This window comes from Rhodopseudomonas sp. B29, assembly GCF_000333455.1.
Classification (GTDB): Bacteria; Pseudomonadota; Alphaproteobacteria; order Rhizobiales; family Xanthobacteraceae; genus Rhodopseudomonas.
Genome location: NZ_BADD01000050.1, coordinates 1 through 20,839, shown reverse-complemented (window position 1 = coordinate 20,839; position 20,839 = coordinate 1). Strand labels below are relative to the sequence as shown.

Annotated in this window: 15 protein-coding genes; 12 read left to right on the top strand and 3 right to left on the bottom strand. The window is 63.3% G+C overall.

The genetic code is table 11. From position 1 onward, the window contains the following. The first annotated feature begins 1 nt into the window (after position 1). Entirely contained in the window at positions 2-2,410 is a 2,409-nt protein-coding gene (locus I5M_RS01585) for a DUF2309 domain-containing protein (RefSeq protein WP_022719799.1), read from the top strand. Positions 2,411-2,541: 131 nt separating this feature from the next. Here I5M_RS01585 and I5M_RS01580 read toward each other — a convergent pair whose 3' ends face one another. Next, on the bottom strand, positions 2,542-3,702 hold the full coding sequence (locus tag I5M_RS01580; protein WP_022719798.1) for an ABC transporter substrate-binding protein: 1,161 nt from the start codon (positions 3,700-3,702) through the stop codon (positions 2,542-2,544). A gap of 165 nt (positions 3,703-3,867) precedes the next feature. On the opposite strand from I5M_RS01580, the gene I5M_RS01575 reads away from it, so the two are divergent. Further along, on the top strand, positions 3,868-4,671 hold the full coding sequence (locus I5M_RS01575) for a helix-turn-helix transcriptional regulator (protein WP_022719797.1): 804 nt from the start codon (positions 3,868-3,870) through the stop codon (positions 4,669-4,671). 84 nt (positions 4,672-4,755) lie between these two features. Beyond that, positions 4,756-5,922, top strand: a complete 1,167-nt coding sequence (locus I5M_RS01570; protein ID WP_022719796.1) for a cytochrome P450 — start codon at positions 4,756-4,758, stop codon at positions 5,920-5,922. A gap of 73 nt (positions 5,923-5,995) precedes the next feature. On the opposite strand, the gene I5M_RS01565 is transcribed toward I5M_RS01570, so the two are convergent. Both I5M_RS01565 and I5M_RS28995 read right to left on the bottom strand, forming a co-directional pair. After that, positions 5,996-6,364 (bottom strand): response regulator, encoded by a 369-nt coding sequence (locus I5M_RS01565; RefSeq protein ID WP_022719795.1) that lies wholly within the window; start codon positions 6,362-6,364, stop codon positions 5,996-5,998. Then, entirely contained in the window at positions 6,361-7,974 is a 1,614-nt protein-coding gene (locus tag I5M_RS28995) for a GAF domain-containing protein (protein ID WP_083909479.1), read from the bottom strand. The genes I5M_RS01565 and I5M_RS28995 overlap by 4 nt, the downstream gene beginning before the upstream one ends. 221 nt (positions 7,975-8,195) lie before the next feature. Here I5M_RS28995 and I5M_RS01555 point away from each other — a divergent pair, with 221 nt between their 5' ends. The 9 genes from I5M_RS01555 to I5M_RS01510 all read left to right on the top strand — a co-directional run. Beyond that, positions 8,196-8,465 (top strand): hypothetical protein, encoded by a 270-nt coding sequence (locus tag I5M_RS01555; RefSeq protein WP_148287806.1) that lies wholly within the window; start codon positions 8,196-8,198, stop codon positions 8,463-8,465. A 174-nt stretch (positions 8,466-8,639) separates the two neighbouring features. Further along, complete coding sequence (locus I5M_RS01550; RefSeq protein WP_022719792.1) at positions 8,640-9,035, top strand: hypothetical protein; 396 nt, start codon at positions 8,640-8,642, stop codon at positions 9,033-9,035. A gap of 551 nt (positions 9,036-9,586) precedes the next feature. Continuing rightward, the gene (locus I5M_RS31960; protein WP_148287805.1) at positions 9,587-10,180 is read left to right on the top strand and encodes a hypothetical protein; all 594 of its coding nucleotides are present in this window, start codon (positions 9,587-9,589) and stop codon (positions 10,178-10,180) included. Continuing rightward, on the top strand, positions 10,173-11,150 hold the full coding sequence (locus I5M_RS01535) for a hypothetical protein (RefSeq protein ID WP_022719789.1): 978 nt from the start codon (positions 10,173-10,175) through the stop codon (positions 11,148-11,150). The genes I5M_RS31960 and I5M_RS01535 overlap by 8 nt, the downstream gene beginning before the upstream one ends. A gap of 321 nt (positions 11,151-11,471) precedes the next feature. Continuing rightward, positions 11,472-13,235 (top strand): M23 family metallopeptidase, encoded by a 1,764-nt coding sequence (locus I5M_RS33445; RefSeq protein WP_244431902.1) that lies wholly within the window; start codon positions 11,472-11,474, stop codon positions 13,233-13,235. Positions 13,236-14,269: 1,034 nt separating this feature from the next. After that, complete coding sequence (locus I5M_RS01525; protein ID WP_022719787.1) at positions 14,270-15,163, top strand: dioxygenase; 894 nt, start codon at positions 14,270-14,272, stop codon at positions 15,161-15,163. 24 nt (positions 15,164-15,187) lie between these two features. Further along, positions 15,188-16,585: a CoA transferase gene (locus I5M_RS01520; RefSeq protein ID WP_022719786.1), complete on the top strand. Its 1,398-nt coding sequence runs from the start codon at positions 15,188-15,190 to the stop codon at positions 16,583-16,585. 377 nt (positions 16,586-16,962) lie between these two features. Then, positions 16,963-18,102: an efflux RND transporter periplasmic adaptor subunit gene (locus tag I5M_RS01515; RefSeq protein ID WP_244431904.1), complete on the top strand. Its 1,140-nt coding sequence runs from the start codon at positions 16,963-16,965 to the stop codon at positions 18,100-18,102. 167 nt (positions 18,103-18,269) lie between these two features. Next, positions 18,270-20,839: efflux RND transporter permease subunit (locus tag I5M_RS01510; RefSeq protein WP_022719784.1), on the top strand; the 2,570-nt coding region annotated here is incomplete at its 3' end.

The window sequence follows — 20,839 nt, the reverse complement described above, 5'->3', positions numbered from 1 at the left end:
CATGCTGATGATCGCCCCACAAGTTTCGCTCGACGACGACAGACTGGTTCCGGCCGCAGCCGACCGCGCCGCCCGTGCCATTCCGCCACTTTGGCCGCTGACATCGAGCGTCGCGGTCAATCCATTTCTCGGCCAGACCGACGAACCGCTCGCCGTCGCCGCGGCGCGCTGGCGGCGCGCGGCCGGCTGCAGTCTGACCATGCCGCGGAGTTGGTACCTTGAGCGGATCGAGCGGGGTGAGATCACCGACGCCGACCTTCAAGCTGCGCTCGAAGCGGCGGCGCTCGCGCGGCGGCCACCAACCGTGGCCGCGCTGAAGCTCGCCGCCCGCTCGTCCGCGCCGCCCGCGAAGCCGCTACCGACCGTCGCCGACCTTGCCGGCGCGGTCTCCGGCCTCGACTGGGCCGGCTTCGTCGCCGAACGCATCGGGCATTGGGCTGCCGGTTACTTCGACGAAGGTCAGGCGCTGTGGGCCGCGCCCAAAGCCACCGGCGCCTACGCGGCCTGGCGCCTCGTCGCGACTCACGACCTGACGCCGGAGATCTTTGGGCTCGGCGGGGTTGCGTCGCTCGTGGCGGAGGCGCCGTCCACGTCCGCGGAAGCATTGGCGAACATCGCGCGGGCGCTCGGCCTTAGTGATGATGCGCTGGAGACTTACTTCCATCGCCTGCTCACCGGACTGTCCGGCTGGGCGCAGTTCGCGCGCTATCGGCTGTGGCAGGCCGAACTCGGCAGCAGCTCCGACACCACGATCGTCGATCTGCTCGCCATCCGGCTGATCTGGGAGGAGGCGCTGTATCGCAAATACGCAGGCGTGATCGGAGCCGCCTGGCAGGACGCCGCTGCGGCCTTTGCCGAGCCGATCGCGCCGACGTCCGATGACTGCATCGATATGATCCTGCAGGAAGCCGCGGAGCGCGCTGCGCAGCGGCGGCTTCAGGTCAAGCTCGCCGTGCAGCCTGTCGCGGCCGCGCCCGAACGCCCCGCGCTGCAGGCTGCGTTCTGCATCGACGTGCGCTCCGAAGTATTTCGCCGCGCGCTCGAAAGCCTCGATCCCGGCATTCAGACGCTGGGCTTCGGTGGTTTCTTCGGGCTCAGGATCGCGCATCGGCGGTTTGCGTCGGACGTCGTCGAGAACCGCTATCCGGTGCTGCTGACGCCGGGCGTGACGACGTCCACCGGCGCGGAAGCAAACACGTCCGCGCGCCAAGACATCGCCGCGCGGATCAAAGCCCGCGCGACCCGCGCCTGGGGCCGGTTCAAGCTGGCGGCGATCTCGTCCTTCGCGTTCGTCGAAGCGACCGGGCCGGTCTACGCCGGCAAGCTGATCCGCGACGGGCTTGCGTTCGACAGGCCCGCCGCACCGGACCAGCCCGCGCCGCGGTTCGACCCGGTGCTCGATCTCGCCGTGCGCATCGAGACGGCCGAAACCGTGTTGAAAGCGATGTCGCTGACCGGCCCGTTTGCGCGGCTGGTGGTGATCGCCGGCCACGGCGCCGGCGTCGTCAACAATCCGCATGCCAGCGCGCTGGCGTGCGGTGCCTGCGGCGGACATTCCGGCGACGTCAACGCGCGGCTGCTCGCGGCGCTGCTCAACGAGCCCGAGGTGCGGCTCGGCCTCGCCACGCGCGGCATCGCGATCCCAGCTGATACGTTGTTTGTCGGAGCTGTGCACGACACGGTCACCGATCGGGTGACGGTGTACGATGCCGATGCCGCCACGCCGGCGCATCAGGCCGATGTGACGCGAGCCAAGTCCTGGTTCGCCGCCGCCGGCGCGCTCGCACGGCGTGAGCGGTCGCTGCGGCTGCCGCGCGCCGCCACGGCCGACGACGTCGCCCGGCGCGCCAAGGATTGGGCCGAGGTGCGGCCGGAGTGGGGGCTTGCCGGTTGCCAGGCCTTCATCGCCGCGCCGCGGCGACTGACGACCGGTCGCGACTTCGGCGGCCGGGTGTTCCTGCACGACTACGACTACGCGAAAGACGGCACGCTCGGCGTGCTTGAACTGATCCTCACCGCGCCCGTCGTGGTCGCGAGCTGGATCAGCCTGCAATATTACGGCTCCACCGTCGCACCGGACGTGCTGGGCGCGGGCAACAAGCTGCTGCACAACGTCACCGGCGGCATCGGCGTCGTCGAAGGCAACGGCGGCCTGCTACGCACCGGCCTGCCGTGGCAATCGGTGCACGACGGCACGCGCTTCGTCCACGAACCGCTGCGGCTGTCGGTGCTGATCGCCGCGCCGCACGAGGCGATCAGCACCATCCTCGATCGCCATTCCGGCGTCCGCGCGCTGTTCGACAACAAATGGCTGCACCTGTTCGCGCTGGATGAGCAGGGCCAGATGGCGTGGCGCTATGTTGGGGAGCTGGAGTGGGAGCCGGTCGCCGGCGCAGAGGCCGCGGCTTAGCCCGGCGGTCGTGGTGCAGGGAAGCGGCGGAATGCTATCTCTCGCCGCCAGAGACGCGCGCCGGCCCACTTTGGGGCCGGCTTGTCGCAGGATGATCAGCTGATCGTGGTGTACACAGCTCTGCGGCTATCTCACTTGACCAGCCGAAACTTGCCGCCTTCCACCTTGATCAGGAATGCCGAGCGCTCGTCGTAGCCGTTGTGGTCGGTCGGGCTCATCGTCGATACGCCGTTGTTCAGGTAGATATTCGTGCCGCGCTCCAGCTGATCGCGCAGCGCGGCGCGGAATTCCGGCGTGCCGGGCTTGGCCGATTTCAAGGCCTCTGGAATCGCCGCCCGCAACAGCGTCATCGCGTCCCAGAGATGCGCGCCGAAGATGTTCGGCGTCTGGCTATTGGCTTGTCGATAGGCTGCGCCGAATTCGTCGCGCGCCTTCCGGAACGGGTTGTCCGCGGGCAGATCGTCGGCGATCGTGAAGGTTTCGCCGGCGAAGACCGCACCCTCGACATTGGCGCCGCCGAGCTTGATGAACTCATCCAGCGCAACGCCGTGGGTCTGATAGATGCGGCCCTTGTAGCCGTGGGCGCGCAGCGCCTCCTGCGGCAGCACGGCCGGTGTCCCGGCCGACGCGATGAACACCGCATCCGGGTTGGCGGCCAGCACCTTGAGGGCCTGCCCGGTCACGCTGGTGTCGGAGCGGGCGTAGACTTCGTGATTGGTGATCGTCAGGCCGAGGCCGGGCGCCAGGCGGGCGACCTCCTGGTAGTAGCCTTCGCCGTAACCATCCGACACGCCGATGAAGCCGAGCGTCTTGACGCCCGACTTGGCGATGTACTTCAGGATCACGCCGGCCATCAGGTCGTCGTTGGGCACCACCTTGAAGGCCCACTTGCGGCGTTCGTCGACCGGCCGGACGATCGCCGTGGCGGCGGCGAGAGAAATCAAAGGCGTCGCAGATTCCCGCGCCACATCGAGCATCGGCATCGTCACCGGCGTCAGGGACGATCCGATCAACGCATCGACGCCGTCCTGGACCACGAGGCGGCGGGCGTTCTGTGCGCCCTTGCGCGGATCGGATTCGTCGTCGAGTGCGATGTAGGTGATCTTTTCGCCGGCGATCTCTTTCGGCAGCGCAGCAATGGCCCGCATCTGTGGCTGGCCGAGTGCCGAGCCGGGTCCCGTCGCCGACACGACGATGCCGATCTTGACCTCGGCACGCGCGTCTCCTGTTCCGAGGATCGCGGCGGACGACACGCCGATCAGGATGCCTAACGCGACGATCGATGCTCTCATTGTGTCTCCCCCTCGACTCCGGCGCCTTTGCGCTCTTGCGCAACTATCCTCCGAGCCGGGCGCGCGGTCTGTCCCCGCCGTTGGGGACACCGCGCCAAGATCGCCGGCCTTCAAAACAGTCGGCCTTGCTGCTAGCTTGGCGCAAAAAATAGGGGAGGAGAGACGATGGACAGCAGCCGGACCGGCGAATGCTCATCCGTGCTGGCGCCGGTCGTGTTGGCGATCGGCCAGCCATGTTTCCCGGACGTGCTGATGGAGTCGCTTCGCGCGGTCGCCCGCGTCGGACACTGCATGGTCTTCGCGTTCGACGAGGCCGGCGCGGCATCGACCCGTTGCGCGCTCGACACCGGCATCATCGGCATCGGCGGCGAATTGGGCGTCGCCTATTCGCAGCATTTCTATGCCGCCGATCCCAACCGCGAGTGCATGATGGCGCGCAATTCGGCGCGTGCTCCGATCATACTGCCGCGATTTTCCAGACGGATGTACGGCGACAGTTATCGCAAGCTGTTCTTCGACGACGCCAAGATCGTCGACAAGATCGCCTGCGCGACCTGGGCCCAGGACGCCTGTTTCTACGTCAATTTCTATCGGACCAGCCAGCAGGGACGTTTCGCGGCGCGGGAAGCCGAAGCGCTGTCCGATCTCGCCCCTCTGCTGAGCGCGATCATCGCCCGGCATTGCCAGGCGACCGCCAGGCAGGCCGACGCGGAAGACAATACGCGGAAGCTGGCCCATCTGTTCGACAGCAACGCACGCTTCGCATCACTGACCGGCCGCGAGAAGCAGGTGTGCCGGCTGATCCTGGCGGGCTACGGCTCCGAGGCGATCGCCGCGACCCTCGCCATCAGCCTGCATTCGACCTTCACCTATCGCAAGCGCGCCTACGGCAAGCTCGGGATCTCGTCGCAGAACGAGCTGTTTGCGATCGCGCTCAGCACGATGACGCTGCCGCGCCAGCTCCAGTGATACTTGCTGTCGCGGCTTGTCCCAGATTACCGGGACAGACCGGGAGGCGGCGATCGGTATGATCGAGGCGGGAGGACACACGCCTTGAGCACCGCACCGCGCATCGACATCGACGTCGCCGAATTCTGGCGCGATCCCTATCCGGCACTGGCCGCGATGCGGCGCGACGCGCCGATCGCGTTCGTTCCGCAGCTCGGAAGTACGTTGCTGTGCCGCCGCGACGACATCTACGTCTGCGAGAAGAAGATCGACGTCTTCAGCTCCGATCAGCCCGAAGGGCTGATGACCAAGCTGATGGGCCACAACATGATGCGCAAGGATGGCGAGGCGCATCTTGCCGAACGCAAGGCGATCTTCCCCGCGGTGTCGCCCAAGACCGTCAAGACGCATTGGACGGCGTTGTTCGCGGCGCATGCCGACCGGATCATCGACGCGCTCGAGTCTTCAGGCGCGTGCGATCTGGTGCGCGACTTCGCGCTGCCGTTCTCGGCCGAATGCCTGAAGTCGATCACCGGCCTGACCAACATGCGCTTCGAGGACATGAACGCGTGGTCGCAGGACATGATCGACGGCATCGCCAACTACACGGGCGATCCCGCCATCGAGGCGCGCTGCCGTGCCGCGACCGCCGGCATCGACTCAGCCATCGACGAGATGACCCCCGTGCTAAGCGCGTGGCCCGACAGCAGTCTGCTCGGGGTGATGCTGGCCTGCGGCATGCCGATGGACAGCGTTCGCGCCAATATCAAGCTGGCGATCAGCGGCGGTCAGAACGAACCGCGTGACGCCATCGCCGGCACGGTGTGGGCGCTGCTGTCGCATCCGGATCAATTGGCGCTGGCGACAGCCGGCACCATCGGTTGGCTGCAGACCTTCGAGGAATATGCGCGGTGGATCTCGCCGATCGGGATGTCGCCGCGCCGCATCGCGCGCCCGTGGAGCATCGGCGACATCGAGTTCGAAACCGACGAACGCGTCTTCCTGATGTTCGGTTCGGGCAATCGCGACGAGGCGTATTTCGAGCGCGCCGACGCGTTCGACATTCGCCGGGACACCAGCAAGAGCATCGCCTTCGGCGCCGGCCCGCATTTCTGCGCCGGAGCCTGGGCCTCGCGCGCCATGGTGGCCGACGTCGCGCTGCCGAAACTCTTCAACCGGTTGCGCGATCTGCGTCTGAGCGACGAGGAACCGGTGCGCATTGGCGGCTGGGCTTTTCGGGGATTGCTGAATTTGCCGGTGAGGTGGGGATAGGCGAGGGCCACAAAGCGATCGGTGGCCTTATTCTTCGGTGAGGCTCGGCCCCTGTCGCGCCGTTCAACCGCGCTCAGTTCGGATAGGCGAATGCCTTCATCGCGCTGACGACGCGGCGCTCGTCGTAGGGCTTGGAAAAGAACAGCGATCGAGCGGGCAGCTCGACGTCCGGCGCATTGATGTGTCCGGAGACGAGAATGATCTCGATCGGCGGCCAGCGCGTGCGGATCAGGGCGGCGAGCTTCATGCCGTCGATGCCGTGCGGCATGTCGATGTCGGAGAACACGATCCGAATGTCCGTTCTCGACTCGAGAATACTCACCGCCTCGGTGGCGTTCGCAGCTTCGATGACAGTGAAGCCGGCGCTTTCCACCATATCGGCGGCCGCCATGCGCAGAAGGGGTTCGTCCTCGACGATCAGGACAATCGGTGGCTCTGTCACGTTTGCTGGATCTCCACCAGAGGCGCTTGAAACTCGGCCTCTAGTCCGGATGCTAGGTAACGAACGTTAACACCGCCCGTTCCGACCAGGCCCATGCCTATTAGTCGGGTTCCAAAGCCGCGCCGCACCGGCGGCGTGACGGGCGGGCCGCCGCTCTCGCGCCAGGACAGCACCGCCTCGTCGGCGTCCCGGTCGACCCGCCAATCGACGTGAACCTCCCCCGACTCGGCCGATAAGGATCCGTATTTGAGCGCGTTCGTAGCGAGTTCGTGCAGCAGCAGCGACAGCGACAAGGTCGCCCGCGGTCCGATCGTCAGGGCCGGGCCACTGATAACGAAGCTCCCCGCGGCAGCGGCCGTCTCGAGGACGTTGCGCACGATCTCGCCCATATCGGCGGACAGCCAGCTCCGTTGCAGCAGCACTTCGTGCGCCATCGACAGCGCGTGCAGCCGGCTGGAGAACGTCCGGACCGCCTCGCGATCTCCGGCTCCCTTCAGGGTCTGGCCGGCGATCGCCTGCACCATCGCCAAAGTGTTCTTCATCCGGTGGCTGAGCTCGTGGTTCAGCACCCGCTGATGCTCCTCCGCCTTGATGCGGGAGACGGCGTGTTCGACTCGATCGGCGACGTTGCGCAGAAACGCGATCACTTCCTCCCGCCATGCCGTCGGCTCGTTCGAGTGGACGAAGAACAGCGCCACCGGACGCCCGTGTTCGAGCACGACCATGTTGAGCAGGGAGCGAACGCCGAGCCCGAGCAGGGGGCCCGGATTCTCGGAGGTCCGTCGATCGGTGCGAACGTCTTCGATGATCAGCGCGCGGCCGGCGCGCAGATCATCCGCCAATTGGCCGTAGTCGGCAAAGCGATGACGGCCGGCGATGCTTTTCACGCCGGGAGCCACCCAATCGATCTCGACGTCGACGAACTCGCCGTCGTCGGACAAGAGTCCGAAGCCGGCCCGCGATGCTTCCAGCGTCTTGCCGACGATCTCGGCCGCTTCGCGCGCCATGTCGCGGGTCGTGCTGATGTCCCTCAGCTTGTCGCCGAGCGCCAGCAGGCTGGTACGACGAGCGAGGGCCTGCGCCTCCTCGAGCAGAAACGTTTGCTGGCGAGCCAGTGTCTTGCGCAGTTCCAACTGCGTCATGACCTGGCGGGCGAGACTGCGCAGCCCCATCATTTGCCCAGCCGTCAGTCCATCGGGGCGCGGCTTGCTGTCGATGACGCACAAGGAACCGATCGCGTGACCTTCCCCGGTGCGCAGCGGCGCGCCCGCATAAAATCGGATGTGCGGAGAGGCGATCACCAGCGGGTTGTGAGCCGTGCGCGGATCGGTCGACAAATCGGGGATGACCAGGAGATCGGGCTCGCCGAGCGCATGCGCGCAAACCGAGCTGTTGAGGTCGGTCTCGCACGGCTCGAATCCCGCTCGCGCTTTGAACCACTGCCTGTCTTTGGCGACCAGGCTCACCAGGGCGACGGGCGCCTCGCATATCAGCATCGCGAGCTGAACGATGTCGTCGAAGCCCTGTTCCGGCGCGGTGTCGAGAATGGAGTACGCTTCCAGCGCAGCCAGCCTCTCGGCGTCGAACACATAATCGGGGACAGGGCTCAAGAAACTCTCGAAGACGTTGCGGTGAGGCCCGAATTAAGACGAGCCCGATCGCTTTGTCCAGCTGAACTCTACCGCATCGCCGTGCAAACGAAGTCGTGAGGATGGAACTTGCGGAGATCGGGCCCGGCCACGGCGACGATCGCGCCTCCCGCAGTTGTCAGGTGCGGTTGAACGATCTGCGCCCTGCATCAGACCAACACCCGACCATGTTCGACAATCTGATGATCACTCTGGTTGTTCTGTCGCTCGGCTTCCCCGCCGTTCCGTGGATGTTCGGCGCCCGCTGGGGCGCGCGCGGAATCTGGTGGAGCACCGGCTTCGCCGTGGTCGTTCTGCTGTGTCTGTTTCCAGCGGTGTTCGAGACGGCGTGCATCGCCAGCGCCTGTGGCCAGGGCGCAATCGCCATCTTCGTACTGGCGCCGATCTGGATCGCGTCCGCAGTGCTGACGGTCGGCTCGGCCACGGTCTCACACTACAGCTACAAACGTTGAAGCGTTGTCGAGCGAAGTAAGTGCTAGGTCGCGTTAGGAAAGCGCGTCAGAAAATTCAGAGTTCTGGTTCCGATCAATCAGAACCGGCAAAGCTCTCGGACCACCAAGCGGCGCCGTCGGACGGCGTCGTTCGACGAATTGCGGCGGCACTACGTAATGCAGCAAGGATAACTCATGCCATATATCGTGCTGATTGCCGTGATCGGCATCCTGTTTCTTCAGCTCACCGGCGCCATCCCGCTGTCGAGCGTCGGCGGCCCGCTGGTGATTGCGGCGGCCGTGTTCGTCGCTGCGCTGGCGCTCGCGGTGCACGAGGCGTGGACACGCAAGCGCGGCGTGCTCGGCTGGATCGTCAATATCGTCGTCGTGCTGCTCGGCGCTTTTGTGGCCGCCCAACTCGGCGAGGCGATAGTCATCGGCACGCTCGCGCTGCTGAGGCCGCTGGTCCAAGTCGAAGGCTCGCTCGCCTCCACCGGCGGCCCGCTGCTGTTCGTCTCGCTCGCAGCCATGATGGCCGTGACGCTGCTGGGATCGTGGGGCGCACTGTGGGTGGTGAACAGGTGGCGGTGAGGGGTGCGGGCTGGCCGCCGGCTTCGACCCTAGCAAATTGCGATCAGCCTCGTCATGGCCGGGCTCGTCCCGGCCATCCACGTCTTTCTCCAGAAGAGGGCGCCGACCTGCACTGCGAGACTGAAGCCTTTTGCCTGCGTGACCTCCGCGTGTTCGACTGGCTTGACGAAACGCCGCGGCGAGGGTGAGGGGCGGCTGATCGGCCGGAGGTGAGGGATGGGTCGGCTCTGTAGGTCGGGCGCTGAGCGGCATTCGTGACGCCGAGTTAGCAAGCGTCAGCTTTTGACCCGAGCGGACGATTGCGTGATCAGGCATCCCATTTGGAATTCGAGGCCAACTCATACTGGTCAGACGCCCGAATTCGGCGTTGTCACATTGTCGACATCCCTAAACAATGCACGTTGATGCCAGTGAACAATGTAGCATCGACCCACGGCGATGCGGAGGCCTCCGTCACTAGCAGCCTGCCAAAAAAAACTCGCGGCGGCCGAAAAATGACTTATTATTGCAACCCGTCATGGTCACGTCTATGTTAGCTACAGGCTCCTCTCATGGGTGCGGAGATTAGCTCGGCTGTAAGTCAGACTTTTTGGCGCCGTCGGCTCTCGAACCTCCGGCGGAGACGACTGAGTAGTTCCTTTGCGGTACGTACTGTTACCGAAGCCGACCAGCACCCGCACGTCCGTCTGGAGGATTTGCCTGGAATTCGTCTAGAAGACGTCCCGCCCCGGCTTGAGCTCGAGTCGTCCGATGGATTGGAAGCGCCACAAGTGTCGCCATCACCCGGCGGCGATAGCCGTAGCGGAAAGGTGTCGTGTCAAAACGGCGCGCGTCGGGCGGATACAAATTATCTGAAACCAACCTCGCCAATCCTCAGCCTGGATGGCCGCGACGTGGTGCTATCCGAAGACGTCAAGACGTACGGCGAGTTATTCCAGCTTCTGAAGTACGACTTGCTGGATCTGGCTTTAAAGACCAGACAGAATATGTACGACAGAGCACTCAATATCAATCTCTATCCAAATCGACGTTTTAGCAAAATGCTGCTCATTGTTTCTGCAGTACTATTTCTATTCGGTTCATCGTTGGGCGGCGTCGTTATCGTTCTGGCCGCATTATTCTGGCGAGAGCGTCTCGATGAGTAAAATTGCCCTGACCTTCTCCGCTTCCCTGGCGCTCGTCGTGACGTTTCTTACGTCGGTCGTCGGGAAATTCCCAGATTGGGTTGCGAACAACATTCTTTCGAAAGGAAGCTCGTTACATTATCTTCTGTTCAGCGAGATGAAGTACGATTTGTTGGCGCTTGCGGTCGCGGCTACGCTCTCACCTCAAATCCTAGCCGCAGCAAAATGGTCGCTCGACACCTCGATCAGGCTCGCATTCCACTCCGCCTATTGTTTGATCTCCCCCAATAGACGCCTTACCGGAATTTTTCTGATTGCATCGCTATTCATCGCAGCGCTTTCACTTGGCCTATTCATTCAGGCAGTCGAATCGTACGTCTTCGTTGCGGCGCGAGAGTATCACTATAGTAAGCAAATTAACCGCAACCGGATGGTTTATCAGGCGAACGATCTGGGTAAGGCGCACCTCACGGATTCGATCGAGCTTCTGAGAGAGATAAGAAAGCTAAATCCCGATAATCCAGAAAACGACATCAATTCCTACATCGAAAGATACGAGAAAATCAGATCAAACTCGGATCAACTTACTCAAGCCGGGGATAGTCTTGCAAAACGGAAAAGCTACGCGCTTGCAGTCGTTTATTATCAGTTGGCTGTACGGGTATTTAGGGACAACGAAGTCGCAAAGAACAGGATATCGAAATACAAGGACGAATTCGACGGATCAAAGGCAGATCTCGAACGGTTCTTTGCTCTCTGCAAAGATCGAGGCAATCTTCGTACGCTAGTCGAGCGTATCGACGATTTTGGATTCGCCGTGCGCGAGCCGGCCTCAGTCAAACGACTAAAGGCCAAAGGCATGGACGATGACGGCGCCGGTCGGATTTATCTTCAGCTGTGCGCTGACGCACTGCACTTCGATACCCCAGAAAACTACATCACGACTCTCCGGACTCGAATTTTCGCCTCGGATGGGAGGGGTGGAGCGTGAGGGCACATCTTCCCTTGGTGTTTGTGGTGCTGATACTTGCGGTGGTCGCAGCGTTAATAGCTGCGCCATCGGTAACTCTTGGATACCGGTACGTGGGAGATCTCGTGGTGCACAAGGTCCGCTCGTTAGTCCCTGCGACGAAACATTCGAGAGCCATTGAGGGGAACTCTAATGAAAGTGACTAGAGATGGCCAGTTGCGTCTACTGGCTTTTACGATTCTCAGCTTCTCTTTCATTGGAATAGCAGCGGGCGATTTTCTGAGGGGTCACTCGGGCACCGTCAGAATGACTCAAGACCACTACATAGGTAGGATAGGGAGAGTGGTCGAGGATAACATAGTTCTCGAAGATCAGAACGAGGACGAACCTGCTAGCCTTCGGAAACTGCGCAAAGCCAATTTCTTCACCGAGCCTATAAGCGAATCTCCCGCGGTGCAAAAGGTAAAGCCTGTTCTGGGGGAGTCGTATCGCGATCGATATTTTGAAACGCTTTGGGACCTGCTTTGGTATTTAGATTTTATGGGCTCCGAGCCGGCGTTCTATACCGCCGTAAGGGTGGCTTTAACGTCTGGCGCCCTGAAGGAAAGTCGCCCCATTTGCGAAAAGATCACGGACTGCGAGCCGCTCGACAAAGGCGTTACGCTGAATAACCTGAATGCGCGCACGCTCTTCGAGATCCTGAGAAGAAGATACGTCGATCGTGCAGTGAAGGCCTATGGAGAGCTTGCATTAGCCGAAGCCCGTCAACTCATTATGGACGGAATGAGTCTCAGTCGACTTTTTCGCATCTCAAGTGAGACTGATCAGGCCACTGTGGGTGCATACAACGCATTAGTGGTTCCGCTCGTATTCCTATCCAAGTATGCAACGACTAATTCGCTACCAAAGGACAGTGATCTTCGTGCGTTGACAAGCGCAGAGGACCGGGACGTTGATGGCATCATTGACGCGGACATTAGGGCCTATTTCAGGGCCTTGGGACTGATGTACGAAGGTTGCTACAGCAAGGCGTCTGTTGCATTCGTACGAGGAGCGGCATCGGCAAATGCAGGTATGATCAAAGAGCTGTTATCGTTCATGGCATTACGTTCGTTAACGACGCCGTTCTTACCGATGCATAGACGCGAGCATTTACAAGTGAACGAAACCGAGCGGGGCGCCGTGTTCGTCTACGATTGCCAAGAGGCGGTCAATGCCAGCGAATTTTTGAAGGGCTACTCGGACCTCGAAATGGCGCTGAAGCAGAATATCACTCATCCAGGATTCTCCGCCGACCTTGACTACTACAAAACGGTTGTGCCTCTCAGCGCTATTGCGCTGGCATCTGTGCGGACTGACTTGCTAAATACAAATCAGGATGAATCGAATAATCGCGACGGAGGCGCTGCGATTGTCAATGAGTCGGCGTGGTCCTGGGAGGGCGGCCATGCTTACGTGTTTAAGGATGGCGATACCTTTGATAGCATTTCGAGGACGTGGGACGTTCCGGTTCAAATCCTTAGAGAGCTCAATGGATTGACCGCCGATTCAACGCTCGCGGTCGGGTCGCATCTAGTGATTCCAAGGCGAACGAATCAGTTGGATCGACGATCGGTCTCCTTGGGTAGCCCCACGCACGTATCAGCTAAAGAATTGAGCGGCCACCCTCCGGACAAAAGTCCGAAACCAGCCGACCTTTCTACAAGAAATGACGGTGATGGTAATATTGAAGGCAGGTTTAGCTGGCCCGTGCGCGGAAGAGTAATTGCCAGCTACCATTCAAATCAGGGCCATAACAGGATCAACGACGGTATCAATCTGGCCGTGCCGGAAGGAACGCCTGTAAAGGCTGCTCACGACGGGGTCGTTGCATATTCGGGGAACGAATTGAAAGGCTATGGGAATCTCGTACTTGTTCGGCACGCGAACGGGTTCGTTACGGCGTACGCACACAACAGAGAGTTGCTTGTGAAGCCAGGCGATGCCGTTCAACGGGGGCAGATCATCGCCACGTCGGGCCAATCCGGTGACGTTGCGGGGCCACAACTGCATTTCGAGATAAGAAGGGGCTCTTCTCCGGTTGATCCGCTTCAATATCTCGATTGAGACGACGCGTTGAGCGGTGTCGTACGATTAGGGTCGATATGAATGGCCATCGTCCAGTTGGATCGACACCGTACTTCGAGCTAATCTGAAAGGGGCGCGAGACCGATCGCTTCCAGCTCCTCTAGTCGGGAAGTTCATCTCGATGGGATGATACGGACAGCAATGGTCCACTAATTTAGCGTTGTGGTTCTAGCTTGCGTTGCGATTCTGCCGATTCGCGGCTTCTATAGATTCTCAACACACAGCTAACTTTTGACTTAACGTATCGTGGACGCGCAGGGTGCCCGGCACGGAAGCTTGCCCTTATGGCTTTAAGCGGAAGGCGTGCGTCTTCTGTATCCGCTGAGTTAGGTTCAGAACTTCCAACCATCTGTATTGACAAAAATCCTAATCCGACTATATTCCTCCCCGTCCTGTCCGACGAGGGGCGCATCATGAGGCGTCTTGGTGTGGGGCAGATCGGTCGGCTGGGTGGCCAGCCGGGCGACTTCGGTGGAGTCAGCGCGGCTGGCGAAGCCGGAGTGACGCGGCGTCCTGCGCGACGGGTCTCGCAAGCCCGCGTCCGGGAGGCATCGGGTCTCCGTCCGGGCCTACTACGAGGCTCTGCGACTTGTTAGTTCGCTGGACGCGGGACGGGTGAAGGCGGGGAAAGCCCGCCGGATGAAGCGGTGCGGAGGCATCGTGCCCGTCCCCGGAAGCACGGACCTGATCGCCCAAAACCGCCGCCGGTGGCGCGCCGCAAGGCGACGCGCGGTCGTTCGTTCGCTGCGGCGAGCGTTTCGTCCGCGACACGCTATCTGTTTGCGCCGCACGGCGCGCCGCCTCCCCTCGGGGAGGGTTCTCGCAAAAGCTCGGGCGCGCGCCGCGCCGCGAGGCTATAGCGGCGTGCCGGCCTGGAGCGACGTCCGGCCCTTCGGGCAAGCTGAAACGAAGCATGACGGCCTCGCCAAAATCCTGTTCGACCTGACCCGTGCAACGCTCTAGAGAGGATCGCCGATCCGGTTCGCACGCCGGCATCCAACAAGGGACAACCCGTGATCATCAAGAATCCCCAGGACGTCACCGCGGCTGCACTCGCTGTGATGGAGCAGACCACCGATCCGCGGCTGCGCGAGATCATGGTGTCGCTGGTCCGGCATCTGCACGATTTCGTTCGCGACGTCCGCCTGACCGAGGCAGAATTCAGGGCGGCGGCGAAGATCATCAACGAGATGGGTCAGCTCTCGACCGACACGCACAACGAAACCGTGCTGATGGCCGGCTCGCTCGGCGTCTCGTCGCTGGTGTGCCTGCTCAACAATGGCGACAACGGCAATACGGAAACGTCGCAGTCTCTGCTCGGCCCGTTCTGGCGGCTGAATTCGCCGCGCGTCGACAACGGCGGCAGCATCGTGCGATCCGATACGCCGGGGCCCGCGCTGTTCGTGCGCGGGCATGTGGTCGATCGCAGCGGCAAGCCGGTCGCCGGCGCCGAGGTCGATGTCTGGCACGCGTCGCCGGTCGGTCTGTATGAAAATCAGGATCCCGATCAGGCCGAGATGAATCTGCGCGGCAAGTTCACCACGGACAGCGACGGATACTTCTGGTTTCGCACCGTGATGATGATCGGCTACCCGATCCCGACCAATGGGGTCGTCGGCCGATTGCTGAACGCGCAGAACCGTCATCCGTATCGGCCGGCGCATCTGCATGCGCTGATCGTCAAGGAGGGCTTCAAGGTTCTGATCTCGCAGATCTACGATCCGGCCGATCCGCATATCGAGGACGACGTGCAGTTCGGCGTCACCCGGGCGCTGCTGGGGGATTTCGTCCGCCACGACGACAAGCATCCGAGCGAAGCGGATGTGTCCGCGCCGTGGTATTCGCTCGACCAGGTCTATGTCATGGAAGAGGGCCGGGCGATTCTGCCCATGCCTCCGATCAAGTAATTGCGGCTGCCGCAGCGAGGCTCCATGCAAACTCCCCGCGAACTTCTGACCCATCTCTGGACCTCCGTCGGCGCCGATCCGGCGGCGCTGGAGCGCGTCACGCTGACCGGCGACGAGCCGCAACTGCCATCGTCGTTTCGCGTCGATGCGGCCGCGCAAGTCTCGATCGCGGCCAGTGGTCTGGTGGCGGCGGAGATCTGGAAAATGCGCAGTGGCCAGCCGCAGGACGTCAGCGTCGACATGCGCCACGCCGCGATCGAATGCCGCTCCGAGCGCTATTTGCGCAAGAATGACGAACCGCCGCCGCCTGCCTGGGATCCGCTGGCCGGCGTGTATCAGGTGAAGGGCGGGCGTTACGTTCGCCTTCACACCAACTTCCCGCATCATCGCGACGCGATCTGCAACGTGCTGAGCTGCGAGCCGACGCGCGAGGCCGTGCAGGCCGCGCTGCTGCAGTGGGACGGCGAGGCGTTCGAGACCGCAGCCTACGCGCTCGGCGGCGTGGTGGCGCTGATGCGTTCGCGCGACGAGTGGCAGGCGTCGCCGCAGGCGGCAGCGCTGGATCAGTTGCCGCTGGTCGAGATCAGCAAGATCGGCGAGGCGGCGCCGAAGCCGTGGCCGGGCGGCGATCGGCCGCTGAGCGGCCTACGCGTGCTCGATCTGTCGCGCGTCATCGCCGGACCGGTCGCGGGCCGCACGCTGGCGGCGCACGGCGCCGACGTGATGCTGGTATCAAGTCCCAGGCTGCCGTCGATCCCGTGGCTGGTGATCGACACCGGCCGTGGCAAGCTGTCGAGCTTCGCCGACCTGACGACGCCAGACGGCCACGCCGCGCTGCGCGAGCTGCTCGTTGAGGCCGATATCTTCAGCCAGGGCTATCGGCCGCGCTCGCTCGCGGCGCTCGGCTTCTCGCCGGAGGAGGCGGCCGCGATCAATCCGGGCATCGTCTATGTGTCGCTGTCGGCCTATGGCCGCACGGGGCCATGGGCCGAGCGGCGAGGCTTCGATTCGCTGGTGCAATGCGCCACCGGCTTCAATCACGCCGAAGGCCAGGCGGCCGGCGTCACCGGACCGAAGGAACTGCCGATGCAGATTCTCGACCACGCCACCGGCTATCTGATGGCGTTCGGCGCGATGATCGCCAAGGCGCGGCAGGCCCGCGAGGGCGGCAGCTGGCATGTTCAGGTGTCGCTGGCCCGCACCGGCAAATGGCTGTGGGAGATGGGCCGGCTCGATCGTGGTCTGGCCGCTCCCGAGATCAGCCGCGAGGACGCGGCGCCTTATCTCGCGGAGATGGAATCCGGTTTCGGAATGTTGTCGGCGGTGCGCAGCGCAACAATCCTGTCACAGACTCCTGCTTATTGGGCGCGCCCGGCGGTGCCGCTCGGCAGTGATGCGCCGCGGTGGCCTGCGCGGGGCTGATCCCGCGTTGCACACTCGCCGCTGCACAACGCCGGGGGCGTGGTGGAATTGGTTAATGGCATCGGCATCGCGCTGCAGCGACGGCGGTTAATCTGCCGTTCAGGTGCGGTTCCCTATAGGCCGGGGTTGCAGGAAATAATCGTCTCCCGCGTTCAGCCGATGCGGGAGTTCGTACCAAATCGGTCCGAGCCGGCTTTTTAGTTTGTCTGCACCACAGAACAGGCACTATGAGCTTGCAGGGAGGCAACGCGGCAGGAGCCGCAGGACGGTCGGGCATGTTCGAACGGGTTCGCCACGGACTGGGTTCACGCAGCGGCAAATGGCTGATTGCGGCCGCTTGCGTGGCGATCGGCGGCTCGTTTGCCGGTTATCAGTACATGCAGGGCGCCAGCAAGAAGCGCCCCACCGAAATTTCCAGTCAGTCCCGCCGCACGTCTGATCGCTATACGCCGAGCCCGTCGGAGTGGTCGAGCCTCACCATCGAAGCCGTCAAGGACTGCAGCTTCCGCGCCGAGCACGTCACCGAAGGCAAGATCGCGATCGATGAAGATCGCGCGACGCCGGTGTTCTCGCCCTATGCGGGCCGCGTCACCAAGCTGCTGGCGCGCCCCGGCGATCACGTCGCGCAGGGCCAGCCGCTGTTCGTGATCGAGGCCCCCGACACGGTGCAGGCCCAGAACGATTTCATCTCGGCCTCGACCGCGCTCAACAAGGCCAAGTCGCAGCTCGAGCTCGCCCAGGTCCAGGACAAGCGCGCGCACGATCTGTTCGACGGCAAGGCGATCCCGCTGAAGGACTATCAGCAGGCGTCCGCGACGCTGATCAGCGCCCAGAACGACATGCAGTCGGCGACCACGGCGCTGGAAGCCGCGCGCAACCGGCTGCGGATTCTGGGGCTCAGCGATCAGGCCATCACCACCTTCCAGGACAAGGGCCGGATTGATCCGCAGACCACGATCTACGCCCCGATCGCCGGCACGGTCGTGCAGCGCAAGATCGGCCCGGGCCAATACGTCAACGCCGGCGCCAGCGATCCGGTGTTCGTGATCGGCGATCTGTCGACGGTGTGGCTCACCGCCTTCGTGCGCGAGACCGAGGCGTCGTCGGTGGCGGTCGGCCAGGAGATGAGCTTCAAGGTGCTGGCGCTGCCTGACCGCACGCTGAAGGGCCGCATCAACTACGTGTCGGCGGCGATCGATCCGAACAGCCGGCGGCTGATGGTGCGCGCCACCATCGACAATGCCGACGGCGCGCTGAAGCCGGAAATGTTCGCCAATGTCACGATCTTCGCCGCGCCCGACCATCCTGCCGTCGGCGTGCCGCGCCAGGCGCTGATCTACGAAGGCGACCAGGTCCGCATCTGGGTCGCCCACGACGACGACCACACCATCGAGCTGCGCACCATCAAGCCCGGCATGACCTCCGGCAACCTGGTCGAGGTCACCGGCAATCTGCGCCCGGGCGAGCGCGTCGTCACCAAGGGCAGCCTGTTCATCGACCGTGCCGCGACCGGCTGATCGGCACGCGTCGCTCCGTTCGCCGTGGCCTCCTTCCTTCGACCCGCCCCCCAAGAAAAAGCTCGACCTGTCGCAGAGTTCAGTTGAACGCCGCCGGGCGATGACAGATACCACCGGCTGACCGGCGCTCTTGGCCTGTCGCTGCCCGCCTGAAAGGTCCGATCCGGATGGGTCGTCTCGTCTCTCTCGCCGTCGAACGCCGCTTTCTGATGGTGGCGATGTTCGTGCTGGTCCTGGTCGGCGGCGTGATCGCCTTCAATCAGCTCAACATCGAGGCCTATCCCGATCCGACGCCGCCGATGGTCGACGTGGTGACGCAGAGCCCCGGCCTGTCGGCCGAAGAGATCGAGCGCTACATCACCATTCCGATCGAGACCCAGCTCTCCGGCATCAAGAACCTGCACACTATCCGCACGATCTCGCTGTACGGCCTGTCCGACGTCAAACTACAGTTCTCGTTCGACTACACCTACGAGCAAGCGTTGCAGCAGGTGCTCAACCGGCTGTCGCAGTTGCCGACACTGCCGGGCGGCGCGCAGCCCGGCATTTCGCCGCTCAGCCCGATCGGCGAAATATATCGCTACCGCCTGGTCGGGCCGCCCGGCTACAGCGTACTCGATCTGAAGACGCTGCAGGACTGGGTGCTGCAGCGCCGCTTCCGCGCCGTGCCCGGCGTGATCGACGTCACCGGCTGGGGCGGCAAGACCAAGACCTACGAAGTCCAGGTCGATTTCAACAAGCTCATTGCCTATGGCCTGACGCTGCCGCAGCTGTTGCAGGCGATCAGCAACGCCAACATCAATGTCGGCGGCAACACCGTCGATATCGGCGCGCAATCCGCGGTGGTGCGCGGCGTCGGCCTGATCCGCTCGATCGACGATCTCGCCTCCACCATGGTGGCGCAGAGCGGCGGCAATCCGGTGCTGGTGCGCGACGTCGCCCGCGTCAGCGTCGGCGAAAAGCCGCGGCTCGGCATCGCCGGCATGAACCAGGACGACGACGTCGTCGAAGGCATCGTGCTGATGCGCCGCGGCGAACAGAGCTCGCCGACCATCGCGCGGGTCGAGGAGGCGGTGGCCAAGATCAACGCCTCCGGCGTGCTGCCGCCCGGCGTGCATATCGAGCGAGTCTACGACCGCAAGGATCTGATCGAGACCACCACCCACACCGTGCTGCACAACATGGTCGTCGGCATCCTGCTGATCGTGTTCCTGCAGTGGGTGTTCCTCGGCGATCTGCGCAGCGCGCTGATCGTCGGCGCGACGATTCCGTTCGCCTTGTTCTTCGCGGTGATCATTCTGGTGCTGCGCGGCGAGTCGGCGAACCTGCTGTCGGTCGGTGCCATCGACTTCGGTCTGATCGTCGATTCGACCGTGATCATGGTCGAGGCGATCTTCCGACGGCTGTCTCACACCACGCCGCTGTCGCCCGAAGAGCAAAGTCTGATCTCGCCCGAAACGCGGATGGACATGAAGAATCACGGCATCCGCTCGGCCGCCGCCGACGTGTCGCGTTCGATCTTCTTCGCCGCCGCCATCATCATCGCGGCGTTCCTGCCGCTGTTCACGCTCTCGGGCGTCGAGGGCAACATCTTCGGCCCGATGGCGCGCACCTACGCGTACGCGCTGGCCGGCGGTCTGCTGGCGACCTTCACGGTGACGCCGGCACTGTCGGCCATCATCCTGCCGTCGCACGTCGCCGAGACCGAGACGCTGCTGATGCGGCTGCTGCACAGGCTGTATCGGCCGTGGCTGGCATGGGCGATGAAGAATCGCCGCTGGGTGCTGGCCGGCGGCGCCGGTCTCGTCGTCATGACCATTGTGGCGACGCGCTTCCTCGGCCTCGAATTCCTGCCCAAGCTCGAGGAAGGCAATCTGTGGATCCGCGCCACGCTGCCGCCGACGATCTCGCTGACCGAGGGCAACGGCTACGTCAACCAGATGCGCAAGCTGATCGCCAGCTTCCCGGAGGTCGAGTCCGTGGTGTCGCAGCACGGCCGGCCCGACGACGGCACCGATGCGGCCGGCTTCTTCAACGCCGAATTCTTTGCACCGCTGAAGCCGGTCTCGCAATGGCCGGGCAGCCACGACAAGGACGTACTCACCGCCCAGATGCTGAAGCAGCTTCAGGCCAAATTCCCCGGCGTCGAGTTCAACTTCTCGCAGTATCTGCAGGACAACGTCTCGGAAGCCGTGTCCGGCGTGAAGGGCGAGAACTCGATCAAGCTGTACGGCAACGATCTGCAGGCGCTGACCGACACCGCCAACAAGATCAAGGCGACGCTCGCCACCGTGCAGGGCATCACCGACCTCGCGGTGTTCACCTCGCTCGGCCAGCCGACGATTCAGATCGACGTCGATCGCGCCCGCGCGGCGCGTTACGGCCTGTCGCCGGGCGACATCAACGCCACGATCCGCGTCGCCATTGGCGGCGACTCCGCCGGCGATCTCTACGAGCCGGGCAGCGATCGGCATTTCCCGATCATCGTCCGGCTCGCACCAGAATATCGCAAGAGCGCCGAGGCGATCCACAATCTGCGTATCGGCGTTCAGGGGCCGAACGGCATCACCCAGATTCCGCTCAGCGAAGTCGCCGACATCCAACTGGTCTCCGGCGCCGCCTACATCTATCGCGAGGACCAGGAGCGCTACCTGCCCGATCAGTTCTCGGTGCGCGAGCGTGACCTCGGTAGCGCTATCCAGGAGGCGCAGGAGAAGGTCGCCCAGCAGGTCAAGCT

What these genes read in the sequence shown, in the direction of transcription:
- I5M_RS01585 (WP_022719799.1), top strand. Translation starts at nt 2, where the DNA reads ATGCTGATGATCGCCCCACAAGTTTCGCTCGACGACGACAGACTGGTT.
- I5M_RS01580 (WP_022719798.1), bottom strand. Translation starts at nt 3,702, where the DNA reads ATGAGAGCATCGATCGTCGCGTTAGGCATCCTGATCGGCGTGTCGTCC.
- I5M_RS01575 (WP_022719797.1), top strand. Translation starts at nt 3,868, where the DNA reads ATGGACAGCAGCCGGACCGGCGAATGCTCATCCGTGCTGGCGCCGGTC.
- I5M_RS01555 (WP_148287806.1), top strand. Translation starts at nt 8,196, where the DNA reads ATGATCACTCTGGTTGTTCTGTCGCTCGGCTTCCCCGCCGTTCCGTGG.
- I5M_RS01550 (WP_022719792.1), top strand. Translation starts at nt 8,640, where the DNA reads ATGCCATATATCGTGCTGATTGCCGTGATCGGCATCCTGTTTCTTCAG.
- I5M_RS31960 (WP_148287805.1), top strand. Translation starts at nt 9,587, where the DNA reads ATGGGTGCGGAGATTAGCTCGGCTGTAAGTCAGACTTTTTGGCGCCGT.
- I5M_RS01535 (WP_022719789.1), top strand. Translation starts at nt 10,173, where the DNA reads ATGAGTAAAATTGCCCTGACCTTCTCCGCTTCCCTGGCGCTCGTCGTG.
- I5M_RS01520 (WP_022719786.1), top strand. Translation starts at nt 15,188, where the DNA reads ATGCAAACTCCCCGCGAACTTCTGACCCATCTCTGGACCTCCGTCGGC.
- I5M_RS01515 (WP_244431904.1), top strand. Translation starts at nt 16,963, where the DNA reads ATGCAGGGCGCCAGCAAGAAGCGCCCCACCGAAATTTCCAGTCAGTCC.